This is a genomic window from Methylobacterium sp. 37f (genome assembly GCF_023093475.1).
Classification (GTDB): Bacteria; Pseudomonadota; Alphaproteobacteria; order Rhizobiales; family Beijerinckiaceae; genus Methylobacterium.
Map to the genome: position 1 here is coordinate 163,524 of NZ_JAGHKN010000002.1, position 20,148 is coordinate 183,671.

General features: G+C 69.2%; 14 protein-coding genes. 3 read left to right on the plus strand and 11 right to left on the minus strand.

The annotated features are described in order from the left end of the window. Positions 1 to 167 precede the first annotated feature (167 nt). The 3 genes from J7U37_RS02215 (at position 168) to J7U37_RS02225 (ending at position 5,452) form a co-directional block, all read left to right on the plus strand. The gene (locus tag J7U37_RS02215; protein ID WP_247634683.1) at positions 168 to 620 is read left to right on the plus strand and encodes a hypothetical protein; all 453 of its coding nucleotides are present in this window, start codon (positions 168 to 170) and stop codon (positions 618 to 620) included. A gap of 329 nt (positions 621 to 949) precedes the next feature. Beyond that, positions 950 to 2,284, plus strand: a complete 1,335-nt coding sequence (locus tag J7U37_RS02220; RefSeq protein WP_247634684.1) for an efflux RND transporter periplasmic adaptor subunit — start codon at positions 950 to 952, stop codon at positions 2,282 to 2,284. A gap of 3 nt (positions 2,285 to 2,287) precedes the next feature. Further along, positions 2,288 to 5,452, plus strand: a complete 3,165-nt coding sequence (locus J7U37_RS02225) for a multidrug efflux RND transporter permease subunit (RefSeq protein ID WP_056180284.1) — start codon at positions 2,288 to 2,290, stop codon at positions 5,450 to 5,452. Positions 5,453 to 5,583: 131 nt separating this feature from the next. Here J7U37_RS02225 and J7U37_RS02230 read toward each other — a convergent pair whose 3' ends face one another. The 11 genes from J7U37_RS02230 to J7U37_RS02280 all read right to left on the minus strand — a co-directional run bounded on the left by J7U37_RS02230 (position 5,584) and on the right by J7U37_RS02280 (position 20,148). Beyond that, positions 5,584 to 6,387 (minus strand): succinate dehydrogenase iron-sulfur subunit, encoded by an 804-nt coding sequence (locus J7U37_RS02230; RefSeq protein WP_056180281.1) that lies wholly within the window; start codon positions 6,385 to 6,387, stop codon positions 5,584 to 5,586. Continuing rightward, positions 6,387 to 7,229 carry a type II toxin-antitoxin system VapC family toxin gene (locus J7U37_RS25255; RefSeq protein WP_247634685.1) on the minus strand — a complete coding sequence of 281 codons (843 nt, stop codon included), beginning with the start codon at positions 7,227 to 7,229 and terminating at the stop codon, positions 6,387 to 6,389. The genes J7U37_RS02230 and J7U37_RS25255 overlap by 1 nt, the downstream gene beginning before the upstream one ends. Continuing rightward, on the minus strand, positions 7,226 to 7,471 hold the full coding sequence (locus J7U37_RS02240; RefSeq protein WP_247634686.1) for a hypothetical protein: 246 nt from the start codon (positions 7,469 to 7,471) through the stop codon (positions 7,226 to 7,228). The genes J7U37_RS25255 and J7U37_RS02240 overlap by 4 nt, the downstream gene beginning before the upstream one ends. 25 nt (positions 7,472 to 7,496) lie before the next feature. After that, on the minus strand, positions 7,497 to 9,323 hold the full coding sequence (gene sdhA, locus J7U37_RS02245; protein ID WP_056479928.1) for a succinate dehydrogenase flavoprotein subunit: 1,827 nt from the start codon (positions 9,321 to 9,323) through the stop codon (positions 7,497 to 7,499). 47 nt (positions 9,324 to 9,370) lie between these two features. After that, complete coding sequence (sdhD, locus tag J7U37_RS02250; RefSeq protein WP_247634687.1) at positions 9,371 to 9,784, minus strand: succinate dehydrogenase, hydrophobic membrane anchor protein; 414 nt, start codon at positions 9,782 to 9,784, stop codon at positions 9,371 to 9,373. 12 nt (positions 9,785 to 9,796) lie between these two features. Further along, positions 9,797 to 10,198, minus strand: coding sequence for a succinate dehydrogenase, cytochrome b556 subunit (gene sdhC, locus J7U37_RS02255; protein WP_247634688.1), 402 nt, complete (start codon positions 10,196 to 10,198; stop codon positions 9,797 to 9,799). 167 nt (positions 10,199 to 10,365) lie between these two features. Further along, positions 10,366 to 11,685 (minus strand): SLC13 family permease, encoded by a 1,320-nt coding sequence (locus tag J7U37_RS02260; RefSeq protein ID WP_247634737.1) that lies wholly within the window; start codon positions 11,683 to 11,685, stop codon positions 10,366 to 10,368. A gap of 118 nt (positions 11,686 to 11,803) precedes the next feature. Then, the gene (locus tag J7U37_RS02265; protein WP_247634689.1) at positions 11,804 to 14,029 is read right to left on the minus strand and encodes a glycosyltransferase family 2 protein; all 2,226 of its coding nucleotides are present in this window, start codon (positions 14,027 to 14,029) and stop codon (positions 11,804 to 11,806) included. 119 nt (positions 14,030 to 14,148) lie between these two features. Next, entirely contained in the window at positions 14,149 to 15,966 is a 1,818-nt protein-coding gene (gene atzF / locus J7U37_RS02270; protein ID WP_247634690.1) for an allophanate hydrolase, read from the minus strand. A 4-nt stretch (positions 15,967 to 15,970) separates the two neighbouring features. Continuing rightward, positions 15,971 to 19,513 carry an urea carboxylase gene (uca, locus tag J7U37_RS02275; RefSeq protein WP_247634691.1) on the minus strand — a complete coding sequence of 1,181 codons (3,543 nt, stop codon included), beginning with the start codon at positions 19,511 to 19,513 and terminating at the stop codon, positions 15,971 to 15,973. After that, on the minus strand, positions 19,513 to 20,148 hold the full coding sequence (locus tag J7U37_RS02280; RefSeq protein ID WP_247634692.1) for an urea amidolyase associated protein UAAP2: 636 nt from the start codon (positions 20,146 to 20,148) through the stop codon (positions 19,513 to 19,515). Before J7U37_RS02280 ends, uca begins: the two co-directional genes overlap by 1 nt.

Sequence of the window (20,148 nt, forward strand, 5' to 3'; positions counted from 1 at the left end):
AGCCTTGGCGGGATGGGAGAGGGCGGTCAACCGAGCCGGGATCGAAGGCGCCGCCCCTGTGTGATCCCGGCAACGCCCGCGACTCGGGCTCTCCGATCCGCCCGTCCGCCCTGACACAATGCCGCAGGAACTTGCGGCCAAGGCCCTTTGACCCCAGACTCGGAACCGTGAGTTCCGCAGATTTCCATACCGCGCGCGCCGCCGAACCGGCTTCGCCCGAGCGCGTCCCGGCTTCGCCCGGGCGTCTTCGGGCTTCGCCGATCCTGGCGCGCCCGGTCCTGCGGGCTTTCGGCGTGCTCGCGTCGGGTCTCCTCGCGATGCTGCTTCTCGTCTGCGCCGTGCTGCCGCTCCTGCGGATGGCGGGCGAGGTCCCGCGCGGTTTCGAGCGTCAGGCCGTGATGGCCTCTTCGACGCTGCCGCCGAATCGGGACACGAACCTGCGCATCTCGGCCGCGATGATCGACCTCGACGACAGCTACGGCAACGTCGCGGCCCTGCGCATCCCGCAGGCGACCGAGCACCGGACGGATCGCCTCGTCCTGCCGCGCGTCCTGCCGGCGCCCGCCACACGGGCGGTCGCGCCCCCCGATCGGCCCCCCAGGCTCGTCCTTCCGGCCTGAACCGTCTGCCGCTTTCCGGCGGACGCAGGATTCGACCTGACTTTTTCGTGTCGAATACAACCTGCGTCGTCGGAACGCCCAGATTGTGCGCCATTCCAGCCTCGTCATCGGACGAGTCGGACCGGGTCCGGCCGGTCCGCGCCCCCTGGGCACGGGCCGAGCCGCCGCACCTGTGACCGCCACCACCCCACGTCCGGCCATGCAGAATGGCCCGGCGCTTGCCATGGCCCCAGCCGCGCGCGGCGATCAGGGGGCCCGGACCTTGAACGCGGCGATGCCGGCCCGTGTCTGCGGGCCATCCGCCGGAATTGCGCAGGAGCGACGCGATCGTGACGTCTTTCAACCACCGCCTGTTCGGGGCCCGGCCGACCGCGCTCGCCGCGGGCATCGTCCTGGTCGCCCTATCGGCCTGCAATCAGAAACAGCAGGCGGCGGCCCCGGTCCCCGGACCGGTGCCCGAAGTCAGCATCGTCACCGTCCGCGAACAGCCGATCCCCTACGTGCGCGACCTGCCGGGCCGCGTCGCGCCGCTGCGCATCGCCGAGGTGCGCTCGCGCGTCTCCGGCCTCGTGGTGAAGCGCACCTTCGAGCAGGGCAGCTTGGTCAAGGAAGGCGACGTTCTCTACAAGATCGACCCGGCCCCGTTCGAGGTCGAGCTGCAGAGCGCCGAGGCCGCCTTGGCCCGGACCGAGGCCGCGCAGGTCCTCGCCGGACAGCAGGCCGACCGGCTGGAGCAGCTGCTCTCGCGCCAGACCGCGAGTCAGGCGCAGTACGACGCCGCCTATGCGGGCCTGAAGCAGGCCCAGGCCGAGGTCGCGGGCGCCAAGGCGACGCGCGACCGGGCCAAGCTCAATCTCGGCTACACCGATGTCCGCGCCCCGATCTCCGGCCGCATCGGCCGCGCGCTGCTCACCGAGGGCACCCTGGTGGAGCAGGGCGGCGCCGCCAACCTCGCCACCATCCAGCAGCTCGACCCGATCTACGTCGACATCACCCAGTCGGTCGGCGAGCTGAACAAGCTGCGCCGGGATCTCGCCAGCGGCGAACTCTCGCGCCTCTCGGCCGACACCGCCAACGTCCACCTCATCATGGATGACGGGACGCTCTACGGCTCGGCCGGCAAGCTGCTGTTTTCCGACGTCACCGCCGATCCGAGCACCGGGCAGGTGACCCTGCGCGTGCTGTTCCCGAACCCGCACGACGAGCTCTTCCCCGGCATGTACGTGCGTGCCCGCATCAAGCAGGGCATCGACACCGATGCGCTCGCGGTGCCGCAGCAGGCGATCCAGCGGACCAACGACGGCAAGGCCGAGGTCTGGGTGGTGCGCGACGACAGCAAGGTCATGCTTCAGCCGGTGGAGGTCGGCCCGGTGGTCGACAACCAGTGGGTCATCCGCTCCGGCCTGAAGGCCGGCGACCGCGTGGTCGTCGAGGGCGTGCAGAAGATCACCGCCGGCCAGCAGGTGAAGACCGTCGAGCTGCGGGTCGCCACCGCCGACGCCGAGCCGAAGCCCCGCGACACCGAAGTTCCGGAGCCCGAGGCCGCCGAGGCGCCGGGCGCGCCCAAGCCCGCGTCGCCCATGCCCGCGTCGCCCAAGCCCGCGTCGCCCCAGACGGCGGCACCCAATACGGCTGCCCCCAAGCCCGTATCGCAGGTGCGCTGAACCATGGCTCGCTTCTTCATCGACCGGCCGGTCTTCGCCTGGGTCGTCGCCCTCTTCATCATCCTGGGCGGCCTGCTCACGATCCCGCAATTGCCGGTGGCGCAGTATCCCGTGATCGCGCCGCCCTCCATCGCGCTCTCGACCGCCTATCCGGGCGCGTCGGTGGAGAACCTCTACACCGGCACCACCCGGCTCATCGAGGATGAGCTGAACGGTGCCGCCAACATCCTCAGCTTCGAATCGGCCAGCGACGCCTTCGGCGTGGTCGAGATCACCGCGCAATTCCAGCCCGGCACCGATTCGAGCCTCGCGGGCGTCGAGGTGCAGAACCGCCTCAAGCGCGTCGAGGCCCGCCTGCCGGCGGAGGTGCGCCAGCAGGGCACCCTGGTGGAGGAGGCCTCCGCCGCGACCCTGCAGATCATCACCCTGGTCTCGCCCGACAAATCGATGGACGAGATCGCCCTCGGCGACTTCCTGATCCGCAACGTCATCAACGAGATCCGCCGCATCCCGGGCGTCGGGCGCGCGACGCTGTATTCCACCGAGCGCAGCCTGCGCATCTGGATCGATTCCGACAAGCTGCGCGGCCTGTCGCTCAACGCCTCCGACGTGTCGAAGGCGATCTCCAACCAGAACGTCCAGATCGCGTCCGGCGCCGTCGGCGCGATGCCCAGCCCGCAGAGCAACCCGGTCAACTTCCCCATCATCGTGAAGGGCCAGATGACCGCGCCGGAGGAGTTCGGCGCCATCGTGCTGCGCGCCAATTCCGACGGCTCCAACGTGCGTCTGCGCGACGTCGCCCGGATCGAGCTCGGCGGCGAGGACTACAAATTCACCACCCGCCTCGACGGCGGCGAGGCCGCCGGCATCTCGGTGACCCTGGCCCCCGACGGCAACGCCCTCCAAACCGCCTCGGCCATCCGCGCCAAGATGGAGGAGCTGTCGCAGTTCTTCCCGTCGAACGTGAAGTGGGACATCCCCTACGACATCACCCCGGCGGTCGAGGCCTCCATCGAGAAGGTTCTGCACACCCTGGTCGAGGCGGTGGTGCTGGTCTTCATCGTGATGTTCGTCTTCCTCCAGAACATCCGCTACACGCTGATCCCCACCATCGTGGTCCCGATCGCCCTGATGGGCACCTGCACGGTGATGCTGCTCGCCGGCTTCTCGGTGAACGTGCTCACCATGTTCGGCATGGTGCTGGCCATCGGCATCCTCGTCGACGACGCCATCGTGGTGGTCGAGAACGTCGAGCGCATCATGAACGAGGAGGGCCTCTCCCCGAAGGAGGCCACCCGCAAGGCGATGACCCAGATCACCGGCGCCATCATCGGCATCACGCTGGTGCTGATCGCGGTGTTCATCCCGATGGCGTTCTTCCCCGGCTCGGTCGGCATCATCTACCGCCAGTTCTCCATCGCGATGGTGACCTCGATCGCCTTCTCGGCACTGCTGGCCCTGTCGCTGACCCCGGCCCTGTGCGCCACCCTGCTGAAGCCGATCGAGAAGGGCCACGGCCATTCCAAGGGCGGCATCTTCGGCTGGTTCAACCGGGTGGTGGACCGCGAGACCGCCCGCTACGGCCGCGGCGTCGCCGGCCTGATCAAGCGCTCCGGCCGGGTCATGCTGGTCTACCTCGCCCTGGTCATCGGCCTCGGCTACGCCTTCCTGCGCCTGCCGGAGGGCTTCCTGCCGGTGGAGGACCAGGGCTTCTTCACCGTCGACATCCAGACCCCGCCCGGCTCCTCCTTCAACCGCACCGAGGCGGCGGTGAAGAAGGTCGAGGAACATCTCCTGGCGCAGCCGGGCGTCGCCACCGTGACCGTCGTCAACGGCTTCTCGTTCTCGGGCCAGGGACAGGTCACCTCACAGGCCTTCGTCACCCTGAAGCCCTGGGGCGAGCGCGATGCCGACAACTCGGCCGCCAAGCTGATCGAGGGCACCAACAAGGCGCTGGCATCCTACAAGGACGCGGTGATCCAGGCCCTCGAGCCGCCGCCGATCGACAACCTCGGCAACGCCTCCGGCTTCAGCTTCCGACTCCAGGACCGCGCGCAGAAGGGCTATTCGGCCCTGATGGCGGCCCAGGAGCAGTTGCTGTCGCTCGCCCGCAAGAGCCCCGTCCTGCAGAAGGTCTATGTCGAGGGCCTGCCCCCGGCTCCGCAGGCGGAACTCGTCATCGACCGCGAGAAGGCGGCCGCCCTCGGGGTCGATTTCGAGGAGATCAACAACACCATCCAGGTCAATCTCGGCTCGGTCTACACCAACGACTTCCCCAATCGGGGCAAGATGCAGCGCGTCATCGTCCAGGCGGAAGACGCGCAGCGCCTGAAGGCGGCCGACATCCTGAATTACGGGGTGAAGAACGCCTCCGGCACCATGGTGCCGATGTCCTCCTTCGCCGACCTGAAATGGGGCGTCGGCCCGGCCCAGATCATCGGCTTCAATGGCTACCAGTCGGTCCGCATTACCGGCGAGCCGGCCCCGGGCTACACCTCGGGCGACGCGCTCAACGAAATGGAGCGGCTGATGGAGCAGCTGCCGAAAGGCTTCGGCTACGCCTGGACCGGTCAGTCGCTGCAGGAGAAACAGGCGGGCTCGCAGGCCTCGCTGCTGCTCGGGCTGTCGATCCTGATTGTGTTCCTGTGCCTCGCCGCGCTCTACGAGAGCTGGTCGATCCCGTTCTCGGTGCTGCTCGTGATCCCGCTCGGGGTGATCGGCTCGGTGGCGGCGGTCTACCTGCGCGGTCTGCCCAACGACGTCTACTTCAAGATCGGCATCATCACGATCATCGGTCTCTCGGCCAAGAACGCGATCCTGATCGTGGAATTCGCCAAGGACCTGTGGAAGCCCGGGACCTCCCTGGTGGACGCGACCATCGAGGCGGCGACGCTGCGCTTCCGGCCGATCGTGATGACCTCGCTGGCCTTCATCTTCGGCGTGGTGCCGCTGGCGATCGCCACCGGCGCGGCCTCGAAGAGCCAGCAGGCGATCGGCACCGGCGTGCTCGGCGGCATGGTCTCGGCCACCGTGCTGGCCGTGCTGTTCGTGCCGGTGTTCTTCGTGGTGGTGATGCGGATCTTCCGGCGCAAGGACGCCACCGAGGGCATCCGGTCGGAGGCCGAGCCCGGTGCCGTGCACGTGCCGCACCACGCACCCGCCGAGTAGGACGGCGCCACCCTGAGGCCGCTGCGCGGCCTCAGGGCAGGCTACGAACATCGGGCAATGGACAATCAAAAAGGGCGCGCGGTTCAGAACCGCGCGCCCTTTTCAGTGGGTCTTACGAGGAAGGGGAAAAGCTACACCTCTCGGGCGATCATCATCTTCTTGATCTCCGCGATGGCCTTGGCCGGGTTCAGGCTCTTCGGGCAGGCGTTGGCGCAGTTCATGATCGTGTGGCAGCGATAGAGCCGGAACGGATCGTGCAGGGCGTCGAGGCGCTCGCCGGTGCTCTCGTCGCGGCTGTCGATCAACCAGCGATAGGCTTGGAGCAGGGCGGCCGGGCCGAGGAAGCGATCACCGTTCCACCAGTAGCTCGGGCACGAGGTGGTGCAGCAGGCGCAGAGGATGCACTCGTACAGGCCGTCGAGCTGCGCCCGGTCCTCGGGGGTTTGCTTCCACTCGCCCTCGGGCGCGGGCGTCTCGGTCTGGAGCCAGGGCTCGATCGAGGCGTGCTGAGCGAAGAAGTTGGTCAGGTCCGGAACGAGGTCCTTCAGCACCGGCATGTGCGGCAGCGGGTAGATCCGCACCGCGCCGGTCTTCTTGCCCTTGGCGTGCTCCTGGCACTCGTCGATGCCCATGGTGCAGGCCAGCGCGTTCTGGCCCTCGATGTTCATGGCGCAGGAGCCGCAGATGCCCTCGCGACAGGAGCGGCGGAACACCAGGGTCGAGTCGACCTTGCTCTTGATCCACAACAGGGCGTCGAGCACCATCGGCCCGCAATCGTCCCGGTCGACCTGGTAGACGTCGACGCGGGGGTTCTTCCCGTCGTCGGGATTCCAGCGATAGATCCGGAATTCCTGGAGGTTGTTGGCCCCCGCGGGCCGAGGCCAGGTCTTGCCCTCGGTGACCCTGGAGTTCTTGGGAAGGGTGAATTCAGCCATCAGGAACCCCTGTGCATATCTGGAGAGAATGGAGAGGCCCGGGCGCGTTCGAGACCTGCGGGCAGGTAGCTGACGAGCGAGAGCACGTAATTCCGGTCCTCGGGGCCGATCAGGCGTTCCGCCTGCTCCCGGATGTCGATCCAATCACCACCGTCGAAGCCGCGTCCGAGCCAGCAGACAGTGACGAGATCTCGCAGATCCGAAATCGGCAGATCTGCAATCAGGCTTTTGAGTCGTAGGAAGTCCGGCGCCTCGACGGCAGGACCGGAAACGTTTGCCGGAACGAAAACGTAGCGCTCGGTCAATGCCGCGGACGACCCGCGTAGAGGTTCGAAGGTTGCAACGACCTGAGCGCTCAAGCTGACGATGCCGTCGATGCGATCCTGTGGAATCGCAACCCATGCCTGACTCCGTGATGCCGCCGACACGGCGTTCTCAAGGCCAAGCAGCAGATGGCCGAAATTGCGTTCGGTTGCTTTCTCGATCAGCTTCAGATCGGCGGTGACGACGCATGATCCCGCCTGTTCAGCACAGGCGATGAAGATGCAGTCCTGAACGGGGTGGCTCATGGCCACGGCGATCTCCAGTGCCCTTTGGAACAGAACGAGGGTCGGGGAAATGGATACGAACAGGTGCGGAAGGGCCGCACAGCTTTCTTTGGCCACCTCCCAATCCGCCTCTCCGACGCGAATCTTCTTTTGCAGCGCCCTGGCGAATTCCGTGAAGATCAGGTCGGGGGCCTGAAGCGTGGCCTCCGTCGCAAGCAGCGCCACGGCGGTGTCGTGCCCTGATTCCGGAAGGAACCACTTCACCGCCACCGACGTGTCGATCACGAACTTCACCTGTCGCGATCCTCCCGGATCAGGTCCACACTGTCGGTCTGCATGATCGATTTCGGAACCATCGCGGCAATCCGCGCGACGCGCGCCACCCGGTCTTGCAGTCCCACCGCACGCTCCGCAGCGAGGCCGTCGCGCAGCAGGGTGAGAACCTCATGCTCGATCGAACGACCATGTCGCCTCGCCCGAGACGAGATCTGCTGGACAGTCTCGTCGTCGACGTTCCTGATCATCAGTTCGCCCATGGCGAGGCCCTCCAGTCCGTGGTCCTCAATACACCCGTGCCTTCGGCTCGATGTACTGGATCTCGTTCGACATCGTGTAGGTGTGGACCGGGCGGTAATCGATGCTGACCTGCTTCGACGTGTCGTCCATCCAGGCGAGCGTGTGCTTCATCCATTCCTTGTCGTCGCGGTCCGGGAAGTCCTCGCGGGCATGGGCGCCGCGGCTCTCCTTGCGGTTGGCCGCCGATTCCATGGTGACGACGGCCTGACCGATCAGGTTGTCGAATTCCAGGGTCTCAAGGAGGTCGGTGTTCCAGATCAGCGAGCGGTCGTTGACGTGGATGTCCGGAATGCCGGCGGCGACCTTGTGGATGAGGGTCTTGCCCTCCTCCAGAACCTCGCCGGTGCGGAACACCGCGCAGTTGTTCTGCATGGTCTTCTGCATCTCGGCACGCAGCTGCGCGGTCGGGGTGCCACCGTTGGCGTAGCGGAAGCGGTCGAGGCGGGCGAGCGCCTTGTCGGCGGAGTCCTTCGGCAGGTCCATCTGGCGGGCGCCCGGCTCGACGATCTCGGCGCAGCGCAGCCCGGCGGCCCGGCCGAACACCACGAGGTCTATCAGCGAGTTCGAGCCGAGCCGGTTGGCGCCGTGCACCGAGACGCAGGCCGCCTCGCCCAGCGCCATCAGGCCCGGCACCACCGTATCGGGGTTGCCGTTCTTCAGGGTCAGCACCTCGCCATGATAGTTCGTCGGGATGCCGCCCATGTTGTAGTGGACCGTCGGCAGCACCGGGATCGGCTCCTTGGTGACGTCGACGCCCGCGAAGATCTTGGCCGATTCGGAGATGCCCGGCAGGCGCTGGTGCAGGATGGCCGGGTCGAGATGGTCGAGGTGCAGGTAGATGTGGTCGTTGGACTTGCCGACGCCGCGCCCGGCCCGGATCTCCATGGTCATCGAGCGCGAGACCACATCGCGGGAGGCGAGGTCCTTGGCCGAGGGAGCGTAGCGCTCCATGAAGCGCTCGCCCTCGGAATTGGTCAGGTAGCCGCCCTCGCCGCGGGCGCCCTCGGTGATCAGGCAGCCGGCGCCGTAGATGCCGGTGGGGTGGAACTGCACGAATTCCATGTCCTGCAGCGGCAGGCCGGCGCGCAGCACCATGGCGTTGCCGTCGCCGGTGCAGGTATGGGCGGAGGTGGCCGAGAAGTACGAGCGGCCGTAGCCGCCGGTGGCCAGGATGGTCTGCTGGGCGCGGAAACGGTGGATCTCGCCGCTGGCCTGGTCGATGGCGATGACGCCGAGGCAGCGGCCCTCCTCGTCCATGATCAGGTCGAGGGCGAAGTACTCGATGAAGAAGTTGGTGTGGTTCTTCACCGCCTGCCCGTAGAGGGTGTGCAGCATGGCGTGGCCGGTGCGGTCGGCCGCCGCGCAGGTGCGCTGGGCGGTGCCCTTGCCGTAATCGGTGGTCATGCCGCCGAACGGGCGCTGATAGATCTTGCCCTCTTCGGTTCTGGAGAAGGGCACGCCCCAATGCTCCAGTTCGTAGACCGCCGCCGGGGCGTTGCGCACGAGGTACTCGATCGCGTCCTGGTCACCGAGCCAGTCCGACCCCTTCACGGTGTCGTACATGTGCCAGCGCCAGTCGTCCGGTCCCATGTTGCCGAGGGAGGCCGAGATGCCGCCCTGGGCCGCAACGGTGTGCGACCGGGTCGGAAACACCTTGGAGATGCAGGCGGTGCGCAGGCCGGCCTGGGAGCAGCCCACGGTGGCGCGCAGGCCCGCGCCGCCGGCGCCGACCACCACCACGTCGAAGGTGTGGTCGTTGATGGTGTAGGCGGGGGCGCCGTTGCCGTCGCTGGCGGTTCCGTTGGTGGCCATGGGCAGATCCTTCGGGTTCGGGATGCGGGTCAGACGAGCGTGCCGGGCTAGACGAGCTTGCCGAGGCTGACGCGGAGGATCGCGTACAGGCAGGCCACGGCGACGATGACCGCGTAGAAATTGTTGGCGAAGAAGGCCGCGAGCTTCAGTCCCTTGTGTTGGACGTAATCCTCGATGACGACCTGCATGCCGATCCTCATGTGGAGCGTGACCGAGATCACGGCGAGGATCAGGATGAGCGCAACCGCCGGGTGCGACATCAGGGCGATCGCCTCGGGGTAGGAGCGATTGGCCATCAGCGCGACGATGACCACGAACGCGATCATCAGGGGAGCGTTGGAGGCGGCGGTGAGCCGCTGCAGCCACCAATGGCCGGCGCCGTGGCCGGAGGCGCCGAGGCCCTTCACGCGGGCGCGCGGCGTACGCATGGTGACGTTGGTGTTCTGGCGGTTATCGACCATCGGGACGGCTCCTCAGCGCAGCACGAGGGCGAGCGCCCAGATCAAGACAGTCAGGATCACGGAGCCGATGAGCGTGCCGCGAGCGAGCCACATGCGGCGCTCCCGGTCGAGGCCGTGGCCGAAATCCCAGATGAAGTGGCGCAGGCCCCCGAGCATGTGGTGTATCAGGATCCAGGTGTAGACGAACAGCACGAGGCGCCCGACGATCGAGCCGAAGAACCAGGCCACGGTGCCGTAGGCGCCCGGACCCGAGGCGAGGGCCACCAGCCAGATCGCCACCAGGGCCGAGCCGCCATAGAGGGCGGTGCCGGTGATGCGATGGAACACCGACATCGCCATGGTCCAGGTCCAGCGGTAGATCTGGAGATGGGGCGAGAGCGGTTGGGCGACCGTGGGACGGACGGTGGGAGCCATCGTGCGGAAGGTCCTCGACTGGGCGACGCCATCCTTTTTTCAGATGGGCCACAAGAAAAATTTGGACTGTCTCTAAAGTGCTAGCGGGCACCCGCCAATGCGCAACCCCGGCTTGCTGCAGTGCACATGCGACACAGCCGCCGATTCGTCATTCGTCCATCGGACCCTCATGGCAGCCACCCGAGCGCACGCCACCAGAGATAATCCAGGGGTGCGACGACGACGAGCGAGGCGAAGCCCATGGCCAGGGTCAGCTTCGTCGCGGCCCGCAGCGGCACCGTTCCGAGATCGATCGCGAGGACGATGGGCGGCGCCTGATACGGCAGGAACAGGGTCGAGTAGCCCACGACCTGGATCATCACCACGGCCATCAGGTCGAGGCCGCCGGCCCGGGCCATCTCGCCGGCGAGCGCGGTGTAGAGCGCGGGCGCGCCGTTGGCCGTGACCGCGATGGCCAGGATTGAGGCCAGCCCGGTCAGGATCGCGAAATTCGCGGCCGGGGCGTCGGGCGTCAGCGGCGCGACGTGGAGCAGGGCATGGCCGAGGCGGGCGCCGAGCCCGGTCTCGTTGACGGTGGCGACGAGGCCGAGGAGCGCGGCGACGTAGAAGCAGGTCCGCAGATTGACCGCGCCGAAGGCCTCGGCCGGCAAAACGCCGATGCGCGGCATCAGGCACAGGATCGCCGCGACGAGGCCGACCCAGGCGGGGGCGATGTGGTGCAGGCTGTCGGTGACCCAGAAGGCCAGGGTGGCGGCCAGGATCACGGCGAGGCGCCGGGCCTCGGGGCGCAGGGGTTCAGGCGGTAAGGGCTCCGTCGCCGAGGCGGTGCCGGTCGAGTCCGGGTCGAGCCGATCCGGAAACAGCCAGAGAATGGCCAGGACGAGAAGGGCGCCCTTCGCCAGCGCCAGGACCGGTGCGTGCAGCAGCAGATAGGGCAGGTAGGCGATGTGCAGCCCGTACTGCGTCTCCGCGGTGCCGGCCATCACGAGATTCGGCACGTTGGCGGGCAGGATCGCGGCCGAGAGGAGGGGGGTTGCGAGGCCCACCGCCAGCACGGCGCCGTGGCGGCCGGCCCGGCCGGCACCGAGGCCGAAGGCATCGCAGAGGGCGAGGACGACGGGGACCAGCAGGGCGATGCGCCCGAGATTGGACGGCATCACGAAGGCGACGGCGAAGGACAGGGCGACGATGCCCGCGATGAAAGCCGGGTAGGAGGCCGAAAGACGGCCCGAGAGGCCTCGCGCCAGACGGTCGCCGAGGCCGGACCGCGTCATGGCGAGCCCCACCACCATGCCGCTCAGGACCAGCCAGAACGCCGAGGAGGCGAACCCCGAGAACACGGTCGCGGGGGGCGCCAGCCGGAACAGCATCGCGCCGGCGAAGAACAGCATCGCGGTGACGATCTCGGCGACGAGGCCGCTCGCCCACAGGCCCATGCAGAGCACGAGCAGGAGCGCGGTCACCGCGACGGTCGCCTCCCCGCCCATGAACGTCCCTGCCGGCATCGACCGCTGCCATCCCGATGGTGAGCCGGGACACTGCTCCTACCTTGGAGCGGTTCGCAATTCGAGATTTTCCGATTCAGCCTTCGCGAACGGCGAAGGCTCAGAAGCGCGCGGGATCGAGTTCGAAGGTCGGCGGCAGGGCTTCGAACCATTCGCCATAATAGGGATCGCGCGGGAGCTTCGCCGCCCAGCGATCCCGGAAGCGCCGGTGCTCGGCCGGGTCGACGATGCGTGCCCGGTTGCGACTCTCGTAATGGTAGAGGCTGGCCTGCGGACAGTAGACGCTGCGCAGGTTACGCTCGCGCAGCCGAAGACACAGATCGACGTCGTTGTAATTGACCGCGAAGCCTGCATCGAACCCGCCGATGCTCTCGAAGTCGGCGCGGCGCACCATCACGCAGGCGCCCGTGACCGCGAGATAGTTGCGCGTTCCCACCGTTGAGAAGAAGTGCCCGGGATCGTCGCCCGGATAGCCGCGCCGGACATGGTCGGGCGTCGCATCGACGATCGAGACGCCCGCGTGCTGGATCTCGCCGGTCTCGAACAGGAGCTTGGGGCCGACCGCGCCGACGCCGGGGATCTGCAGCTGCGCCAGCAGGGCCTCGATCCAGTCGGGGGTGATGACGGCGATGTCGTCGTTGAGGAAGACCAGGACTTCGCCGCTCGCCGCGGCGGCGCCGAGATTCATCTTGGCGGCCACGTTGAAGACCGGCTCCGCCCAGGTGACGCGCCGGGCGCCGTGGCGGGCGAGGGCCGCCTCGGTTGCCGGGCGCAGGTCGCCGTTGTCGACCACCACGAACTCGATGTCGGGGTAGGTGCTGAGGGCCGCCACGCTGTCGAGGCAGGCGGCGAGGAGATCGACCGCCTTGCCGCCGACGAGGCTGTCGCGCCCGGCGGTGGGAATCACGATCGAGACGCGGGGGCGCGCGGTCAGCCTGCGCCGCATCTCGAAACAGCCCTTGAACGCGCTCGGGCGGGCGAAGTCGAGCTCGCCCGTGCGCCGGGCACGGTCCTCCAGACCTCGGATCGCCGCGGCGATGACGTAGTCCTTGTTGTCCATGGTCTGGGCGGTGGAGCCCGGAATCGCGCGCCAGTGATAGAGCACCTTCGGCACGTGCACGACGTTGCGGACGTGCTCGGTGTAGCGCAGGGCGAAGTCGTAATCCTGCGCGCCGTTGCAGGCATCGTGAAAACCGCCGATCCGCCGGACGATGTCCATGCGGTAGAGCGCCAGATGCGCGGTGTACATGCAGGCTTCGAGGGCTTCGGGCGACCAGTCCGGCTTGAAGAACGGCTCATAGCGCACGCCGTCGATCGAGATCTTGTCCTCGTCCGAGTAGATGAAATCGACCGTGTCGTCGGCGTTCAGGACGCGGGCGAACGCGTAGAGCGCGTTGTCGGGGATCAGGTCGTCGTGATCCATCAGCGTCATGTAGGCGCCGGTCGCCAGCGCCATGGCGTCGTTCGAGGCGCCCGAGATGCGGCCGTTGGTGGCGCGGCGATGGATCTTGATGCGCGGATCGGCGGCGGCGTAGGCCTGGAGCATCGGCCAGATATGCGGCGCCGGGGAGTTATCGTCGCAGAGGCAGAGTTCCCAATCCTCGTACGCCTGCGCCTGCACCGACGCGATGGCGGCCTCCAGCCAGCGCTTCGGCGTGTCGTAGACCGGCATGACGATCGAGATGCGCGGACGCAGGCGAAAGCCCGCGATCTCGGCGCGCATCGCCGCCACGCTGAGACGGGACGGGGTTTCGACCTTCTCGATCCAGGCGGTGTAGGAGGCCGGCACGGGGCGCGGCCGGGCGCTGGCGCGGAAGTCGCGCCAGAGGTCGCGCACCGGTCGTTCGCGCGCGGCGGCCCGGATCGCGGACACGATGCCGGCGGCCGTGCGCGCCTCCGCCGGCAGCCGGTCCAGGAGTCGACGGGCGGTCTCCAGTGTGGCGCCGACGACGCCGAGATGCGTCAGGCTGACATGGCCGAGGTGGAAGCGGCCGGCACCGCTCATCGGATCGAGGCGCAGGCCGCGGACGCGACGGGGCAGGTGCACCAGGTTGTCGATGCCGGCGGCATCGGCCTCGAGTGGAATGGTCAGCGTCTCGCGAAACCCCTTGCCGTCATCGACGTAGAGGATCGGGACGAGCTTGGTCCGGTCGAGGGCGGTGAGGTCGGCGCGGATGCGGACCCAGCCGCCGCGATGACGCCTGCGTCCTGCCGCCGGCCAGATCCGGAAATGCGGGTCCGACCCGGTCGCGCGCCACGTGTCGGGGGAACCGTCCGCCTCGATCTGGCTGAACGGGTCGAGGCGACAGCGTAGAATGCGCGGCAAACACGGATCCTCTTCGATGCGGGCTCAGCGCTGGCCGAGCCGGCCGGCAGGCCCTGAGCCCGCCGCGCCCGGGGTTTAGGGCATGCCCGCCGACCCTCGCAAGGGCGGCCGGGGCCGCCTCAGGCCGACCCGGCCGCGAGGTAGGCACGCCAGCCCCCGTGCCGGGTGATCTCGGGGCCCCCCGCCACCGCATGCGCCTCGCATAGGAAGCCCGAGACGGATTCGCCGTCGGCCAGGGTGATCTTGCCGATGCCGAGCGGCGCCGGGATCGCGGCGGTGAAATGCCCGAAAGCCGCCGGATCGAGGCCCCAGACCTCGACCTCCAGGCCCGGGCCATCGAAGCCGGGTGCGCGCACGAGGCCGGGCTTCGGCGGCACCGTGCCGGGCAGGGCGTAGAGCCGGTAATCGGACGCCGTCCGGGTGGCGCGCAGGAAAGTGGCGCCGAGATCCTGAAGTTGGTGGTTCAGCGCGAGCCCGGTGAGATGGGCGCCGACCACCACCAGGGGGATCTGCCCGGAGGCGACGGGCGGAACCCGGCTCGCCTCGGGCAGGGCGCGCCCGCGCTCGATGCCCATGCCCGCGCCCATGCCCTCACCCAGCGCGCGGTGGAGCGCATCGGCCCAGGGTGCCAGGGCCTCGTCGCTGAAGCCCGGGCCGACCAGCATCACGCCGGCCGGCAGCCCGTCGCGGCGGAACCCGGCCGGGACCGCGATGGCGGCCATGCCGAGCAGGTTGGCGAAATTGGTGTAGCGGCCGAAATGACTGTTCCGCGCGATCGGCTCGGCCTGCATCTCGACTACCGTGTAGATGGTCGGGGAGGTCGGCAGCAGCAGCACGTCGAGATCGGCCAGGATGGTGTCGGTGCGGCGTTTCAGGGCCTCGAAGGCGTAGCGGCCGCGGAAGGCGTCGACCGCGCTGTAGCGCTTCGCGGATTCGACGATGGCGCGCACGCTCGGGTCGAGGGCGTCGGGGTGGTCGGCGTAGAATTCGGCGATGGCCGCCAGCCGCTCGGCGACCCAGGGGCCGTCATAGAGCAGCGCGGCGATAGCGCGGAACGGCGCGTAGTCGAACGGCACCGCGACGCCGCCGAGGCGCTCGAGCCGGGCGATGGCGCCGTCGTAGAGCGCCGCCGTCTCGGCGTCACCGTAGAACTCCCGCTCGGCGGGGCCGAGCACGCCGAAGCGCAGGCCCGTGCCCGGGAGCGGATGCGGCCGCGCGGTCCGCGAATAGGGATCGGCCGGATCGAAGCCCTCGGCGATCCGGCGCACGGCGATGCCGTCGCCGACGGTGGCGGAGAAGATCGTGATGCAGTCGAGGCTGCGGCAGGCCGGGACGAGGCCAGTGGTGCTGAGCGCCCCCGGCGTCGGCTTGATGCCCACGAGATTGTTGAAGGCCGCCGGCACGCGGCCGGAGCCGGCGGTGTCGGTGCCGAGGCTGAAACAGGCAAGCCCCGCCGCCACGGCCACGGCCGAACCGGAACTCGATCCGCCGGAGACGAAGTCGGGGTTGAACACGCTGCGCGGGGCACCGTAGGGCGAGCGGGTGCCGTTCAGGCCGGTGGCGAACTGGTCGAGGTTGGTCTTGCCCGTCACCAGGGCGCCAGCGGCCTTCAGGCGCGCCACAACAGCGGCATCGCGCTCCGGCACGGAGGCGAAGGCCGGGCAGGCGGCGGTGGTGGGCAGGCCCGCCACGTCGATATTGTCCTTGACGGCGAAGGGCAGGCCCCAGAGCGGCAGGGAATTCGGCTCCGGGTGCGCCTGCATCAGGGCGCGGGCCGCCGCGATCAGGTCGGCGCGCGGCACCGGCGTGATGAAGATGGCCGGGTCGGACGCGGCCGCCATCCGCTCGGCGACGAGCTCGGCGAGACCGACCGGGTCGAGGCTCCCGTCGGCGAAGGCCGCGCGCAGACTCGCGATGTCCAGGATCGTGGGCAGCATGGGTTCAGATCTCCTCGATCACCGCGACCAGGTCGCCGCCGCGCAGGGTCCGGCCGGGCTGGGCCCGGATCTCCCGCACGGTCCCGGCCACGGGCGCGACCACGGCGATTTCCATCTTCATCGATTCCAGGATCGCCACGGTGTCACCCGCCGCGATCCCGTCGCCCGGGGCTACCAGAAGCTTCCAAAGATTGCCCGGCACCGTCGTCGGCACGCCGACGCAGCCGGCCGGGATCGCATCCTCCGTGCCGTCCGAGATCGCCTCCTCGGCCACGAAGCTGTCGAGCCCCTCCGCCTTCCAGCGCTGGCGCTCGGCTTCGTAGGCCGCCTGCTGGCGCGCCTTGGCGGCCGTGATCTCGGGCGCGTTCGCCGCCAGTTCGGCGCGGTGCGCCGCGTAGGAGAACGTCCCGTCCTCGATCGTCACGGGATAGGCCCCGTGCGGGAAGGCGGCGCGCGCCTCGGTCAGTTCGGCCGGCTCTACCGGGAAGAACCGGATGCGATCGAAGGGACGCAGCAGCCAGGGATGGCCCGGCACGAACTCCCGGGTGGTGCGCCAGGTGTTCCACATCTGGATGGTGCGGCCGAAGAGCTGGTACCCGCCCGGCCCCTCCATGCCGTAGATGCACATGTAGGCGCCGCCGATGCCGACGGCGTTTTCCGGCGTCCAGGTGCGGGCGGGATTGTACTTCGTGGTCACGAGGCGATGGCGCGGGTCGACCGGCGTCGCCACCGGTGCCCCGAGATAGACGTCGCCGAGCCCCATGACGAGGTACTGGGCGTCGAAGATGATGTCCTTGACCGCCTGCTCGTCGGCGAGCCCGTTGATCCGGCGGATGAACTCGATGTTCGAGGGGCACCACGGCGCATTGGGGCGCACCAGCTCCTGGTACTTGCGCATGGCCAGCGCCGCCTGCGGGTCGTTCCAGGACAGCGGCAGGTGGACGATCCGGCTCTCGACCGTGACGTCCTCCACCCGCGGCAAGCCGGCCTCGATCTCCCGCAGGGCGCCGAGGAGGCGCTGCCGGGGCAGGGCCGCGCCGTCGTAGTGGATCTGCAGCGAGCGGATGCCGGGAGTCAGATCGATCAGCCCCGCCAGCCGCGCCTCGGCGACCGCCTGGGCCAGCAGGTGGACGCGCATCCGGATGCCGATGTCGAGGGCCATCGGCCCGTACTCGACGAGCAGGTTGTCGTCGCCCTGGCGGCGGTAGACCACCGGGACGGGACCGGATTCGTCCCGGGCCAGGATGGGCGAGCCGCGCCGGAGCGCAGGCGTCGGGAGGGCGGCGGTTGGCTCCACCGCCGCGTCGTCCTCCGGCCGTGCCACGGCCTCGAACCGCACCCGGTCGCCGGGGCGGAGCTGGCCCATCTTCCACAAATCGTCGCGGGCGATCACCGCCGGGCAGACGAAGCCGCCGAGGCTAGGGCCGTCCGGCCCGAGCAGGATCGGCATGTCGCCGGTGAAGTCGATGGCCCCGATGGCGTAGGCGTTGTCGTGCAGGTTGGACGGGTGCAGGCCGGCCTCGCCGCCATCGGCCCGGGCCCAGCGCGGGGTCGGCCCCATCAGGCGGATGCCGGTGCGGGCGGAGTTGAAATGCACCTCGTAGGTCGCCGAAAACAGGTCGGCGATGTCGGCGTCCTGGAAGAAGTCCGGCGCCCCGTGCGGGCCGTAGACCACCCCGAGCGTCCAGTCGTGGGTCAGCGGCGCCGGCGCCGGGGTCTCGGCCGGGACTTCCGGGACTGCCCCGAGATGCAGCACGTCGCCGGCCTTCAGCACGCCGGTGGCGTGACCGCCGAAGGCCCCGAGGGCGAAGGTGGCGCGCGATCCGAGTACGATCGGCGCCGTGAGCCCGCCGTGCAGGGCGAGGTAGCTGCGCTGTCCGGGGCCGGCGATCGCCCCGAGGAGGAGGGTCTGGCCGGCCCGCACGGGGAAGGCGGCGTCGTGGGGCTGCGCGATGCCGTCGAGGGTCGCCGGCATCCGCGCCCCGCACAAAGCCACGATCGTGTCGGCGTGGAAGCGCAGGGTCGGGCCGGAGACGGTGAGCTCGAGAGCACAGGTGTCGGGCGGGTTGCCCACCCGAGCATTGGCCGCGCGGAACGAGCGCGCATCCATCGGCCCGCTCGGGGGCACGCCGACGTGCCAGAGCCCGATGCGCCCGGGCAGCTCCTGCAGGCTCGACTGGGCACCGGGCAGCAGCACCTCGACGCTGCGCGGATGAAAGGCGAAGTCGCGCAGCGCGGTGGTGGCGACCCGGCCCTCGGCGAAGAAATCCGAGCCCGCGATGGCGCGCAGGTAGTCGCGGTTGGTCTCGATGCCGGACACCGCCGTCCCGTCGAGGGCCGCGCGGAGGGCCGCGAGCGCGGCCGGACGGTCGGCCCCGGTGACGATGATCTTGGCGAGCATCGGATCGTAGAACGGCGTCACCTCGGTGCCGGTCTCGATCCAACCGTCGATCCGGGGGCCTTCGGGAAAGCGCACCTCGGTGAGCAGGCCGGCGCTCGGGGCGAAGTTGGCGTGCGGGATCTCGGCATAGAGCCGCGCCTCCATGGCGGCGCCCCGCGGCACCAGCGGACCGGCATCCGCCAGGACGTCCTCGCCGGCGGCCTGGCGGATCATCCACTCGACGAGGTCGATGCCGAACACCGCCTCGGTCACCGGATGCTCGACCTGGAGGCGGGTGTTGACTTCCAGGAAGGCGAAGTCCTCGCGCACCGGATCGTAGATGAACTCCACCGTCCCGGCCGAGGCGTAGGCCACGCTCACCCCCAGGGCGACGGCCGCCGCGTGCAGGCGGGCGCGCACCGCATCGGACAGGTTCGGCGCCGGGGTCTCCTCGATCACCTTCTGGTTTCGGCGCTGGAGCGAGCAGTCGCGTTCGCCGAGCGCCACAACGCGGCCGCGGCCGTCGCCGAAGATCTGCACCTCCACGTGCCGGGCCTCGCCGACGAAGCGCTCGAGATAGACCCGGGCGTCGCCGAAGCTGGCCCGCGCCGTCCGCTCGACGGTGGCGTAGTGCTCGGACAACTCCGCGGCGGAAGCGCAGAGGCGCATGCCGATGCCGCCGCCGCCGGCCGTGCTCTTGAGCATCACCGGATAGCCGATGGCCTCGGCCTCGCGCAGAGCCGTCGCGAGGTCGGGCAGCAGGCCGGTGCCGGCCAGGAGCGGCACTCCGCTGGCCCGGGCGAGGTCGCGCGCCGTGTGCTTGAGTCCGAAGGCGGAGAGGTGCTCGGGCTTGGGGCCGATGAAGACGATGCCCTCGTCCGCCAGCCGCTCGGCGAAGGCGACGTTCTCGGACAGGAAGCCATAGCCCGGATGCACCGCCTGCGCGCCGGTGGCCCGGCAGGCGGCGATGACGGCCTCGACGTCGAGGTAGCTTTCGGCGGCGGGCGCCGGACCGAGACGGACCGCCCGGTCGGCCTCCAGCACGCCGCGGGTGAAGCGGTCGGCATCGGAATAGACCGCCACCGAGGCGATCCCCATGCGGCGGCAGGTTCGCACGATGCGGCGGGCGATCTCGCCCCGGTTGGCGATCAGGAGGGTGTCGAACATCAGGCCGCGTCCCGGATCGTGACCCGGATCGGCGTCGGGTTGAAGCCGTTGCAGGGGTTGTTGATCTGCGGGCAGTTCGAGATCACGCAGATCACGTCCATCTCGGCCGTGACCTCGACATAGTCGCCGGGCGCCGAGACGCCGTCGACGATGGCGAGATCGCCGTTCTGCTCGATCGGCACGTTCATGAAGAAGTTGATGTTCGGCGGGATGTCGCGCTTGGTCAGGCCGTACATGGCGACCTCCAGAGCGAAGTTCTCGCGGCAGGCATGGAGGTACTTCGTGGCGTGCCCAAAGCGGACGGTGTTGCTCTCGCACGAGCAGGCCCCGGCCGAGGTGTCGTGCCGCCCGCAGGAATCGGCGGTGACCCGGGCCATGATCCGGCCCTCGCTGGACACCAGGGGCGTGCCGACGGTGACGTAGGCCGCGCCCTGCACCCGCACGGTGTCCTGGGAGGAATAGCGCTCGCCCATGTCGTCGGCCCGGTAGAACAGGGTGTCGACCGCCTGGCAGCCTTCGCTGTCGGTGATGCGGATCGTCTGGCCCCGGCGCACGAGGCCGGACCAGGGTACCTGGGCCGGCACGGTGACGTCGAGGATCACGGTGACGTCGAGGATGGTGGGTGCGTCGGTCAT

Coding starts and splice junctions, on each gene's coding strand:
- J7U37_RS02225 (WP_056180284.1), top strand. CDS start 2,288: ATGGCTCGCTTCTTCATCGACCGGCCGGTCTTCGCCTGGGTCGTCGCC.
- J7U37_RS02230 (WP_056180281.1), bottom strand. CDS start 6,387: ATGGCTGAATTCACCCTTCCCAAGAACTCCAGGGTCACCGAGGGCAAG.
- J7U37_RS02240 (WP_247634686.1), bottom strand. CDS start 7,471: ATGGGCGAACTGATGATCAGGAACGTCGACGACGAGACTGTCCAGCAG.
- sdhA (WP_056479928.1), bottom strand. CDS start 9,323: ATGGCCACCAACGGAACCGCCAGCGACGGCAACGGCGCCCCCGCCTAC.
- sdhD (WP_247634687.1), bottom strand. CDS start 9,784: ATGGTCGATAACCGCCAGAACACCAACGTCACCATGCGTACGCCGCGC.
- sdhC (WP_247634688.1), bottom strand. CDS start 10,198: ATGGCTCCCACCGTCCGTCCCACGGTCGCCCAACCGCTCTCGCCCCAT.
- J7U37_RS02260 (WP_247634737.1), bottom strand. CDS start 11,685: ATGGGCGGGGAGGCGACCGTCGCGGTGACCGCGCTCCTGCTCGTGCTC.
- atzF (WP_247634690.1), bottom strand. CDS start 15,966: ATGCTGCCCACGATCCTGGACATCGCGAGTCTGCGCGCGGCCTTCGCC.
- uca (WP_247634691.1), bottom strand. CDS start 19,513: ATGTTCGACACCCTCCTGATCGCCAACCGGGGCGAGATCGCCCGCCGC.
- J7U37_RS02280 (WP_247634692.1), bottom strand. CDS start 20,148: ATGACCGACGCACCCACCATCCTCGACGTCACCGTGATCCTCGACGTC.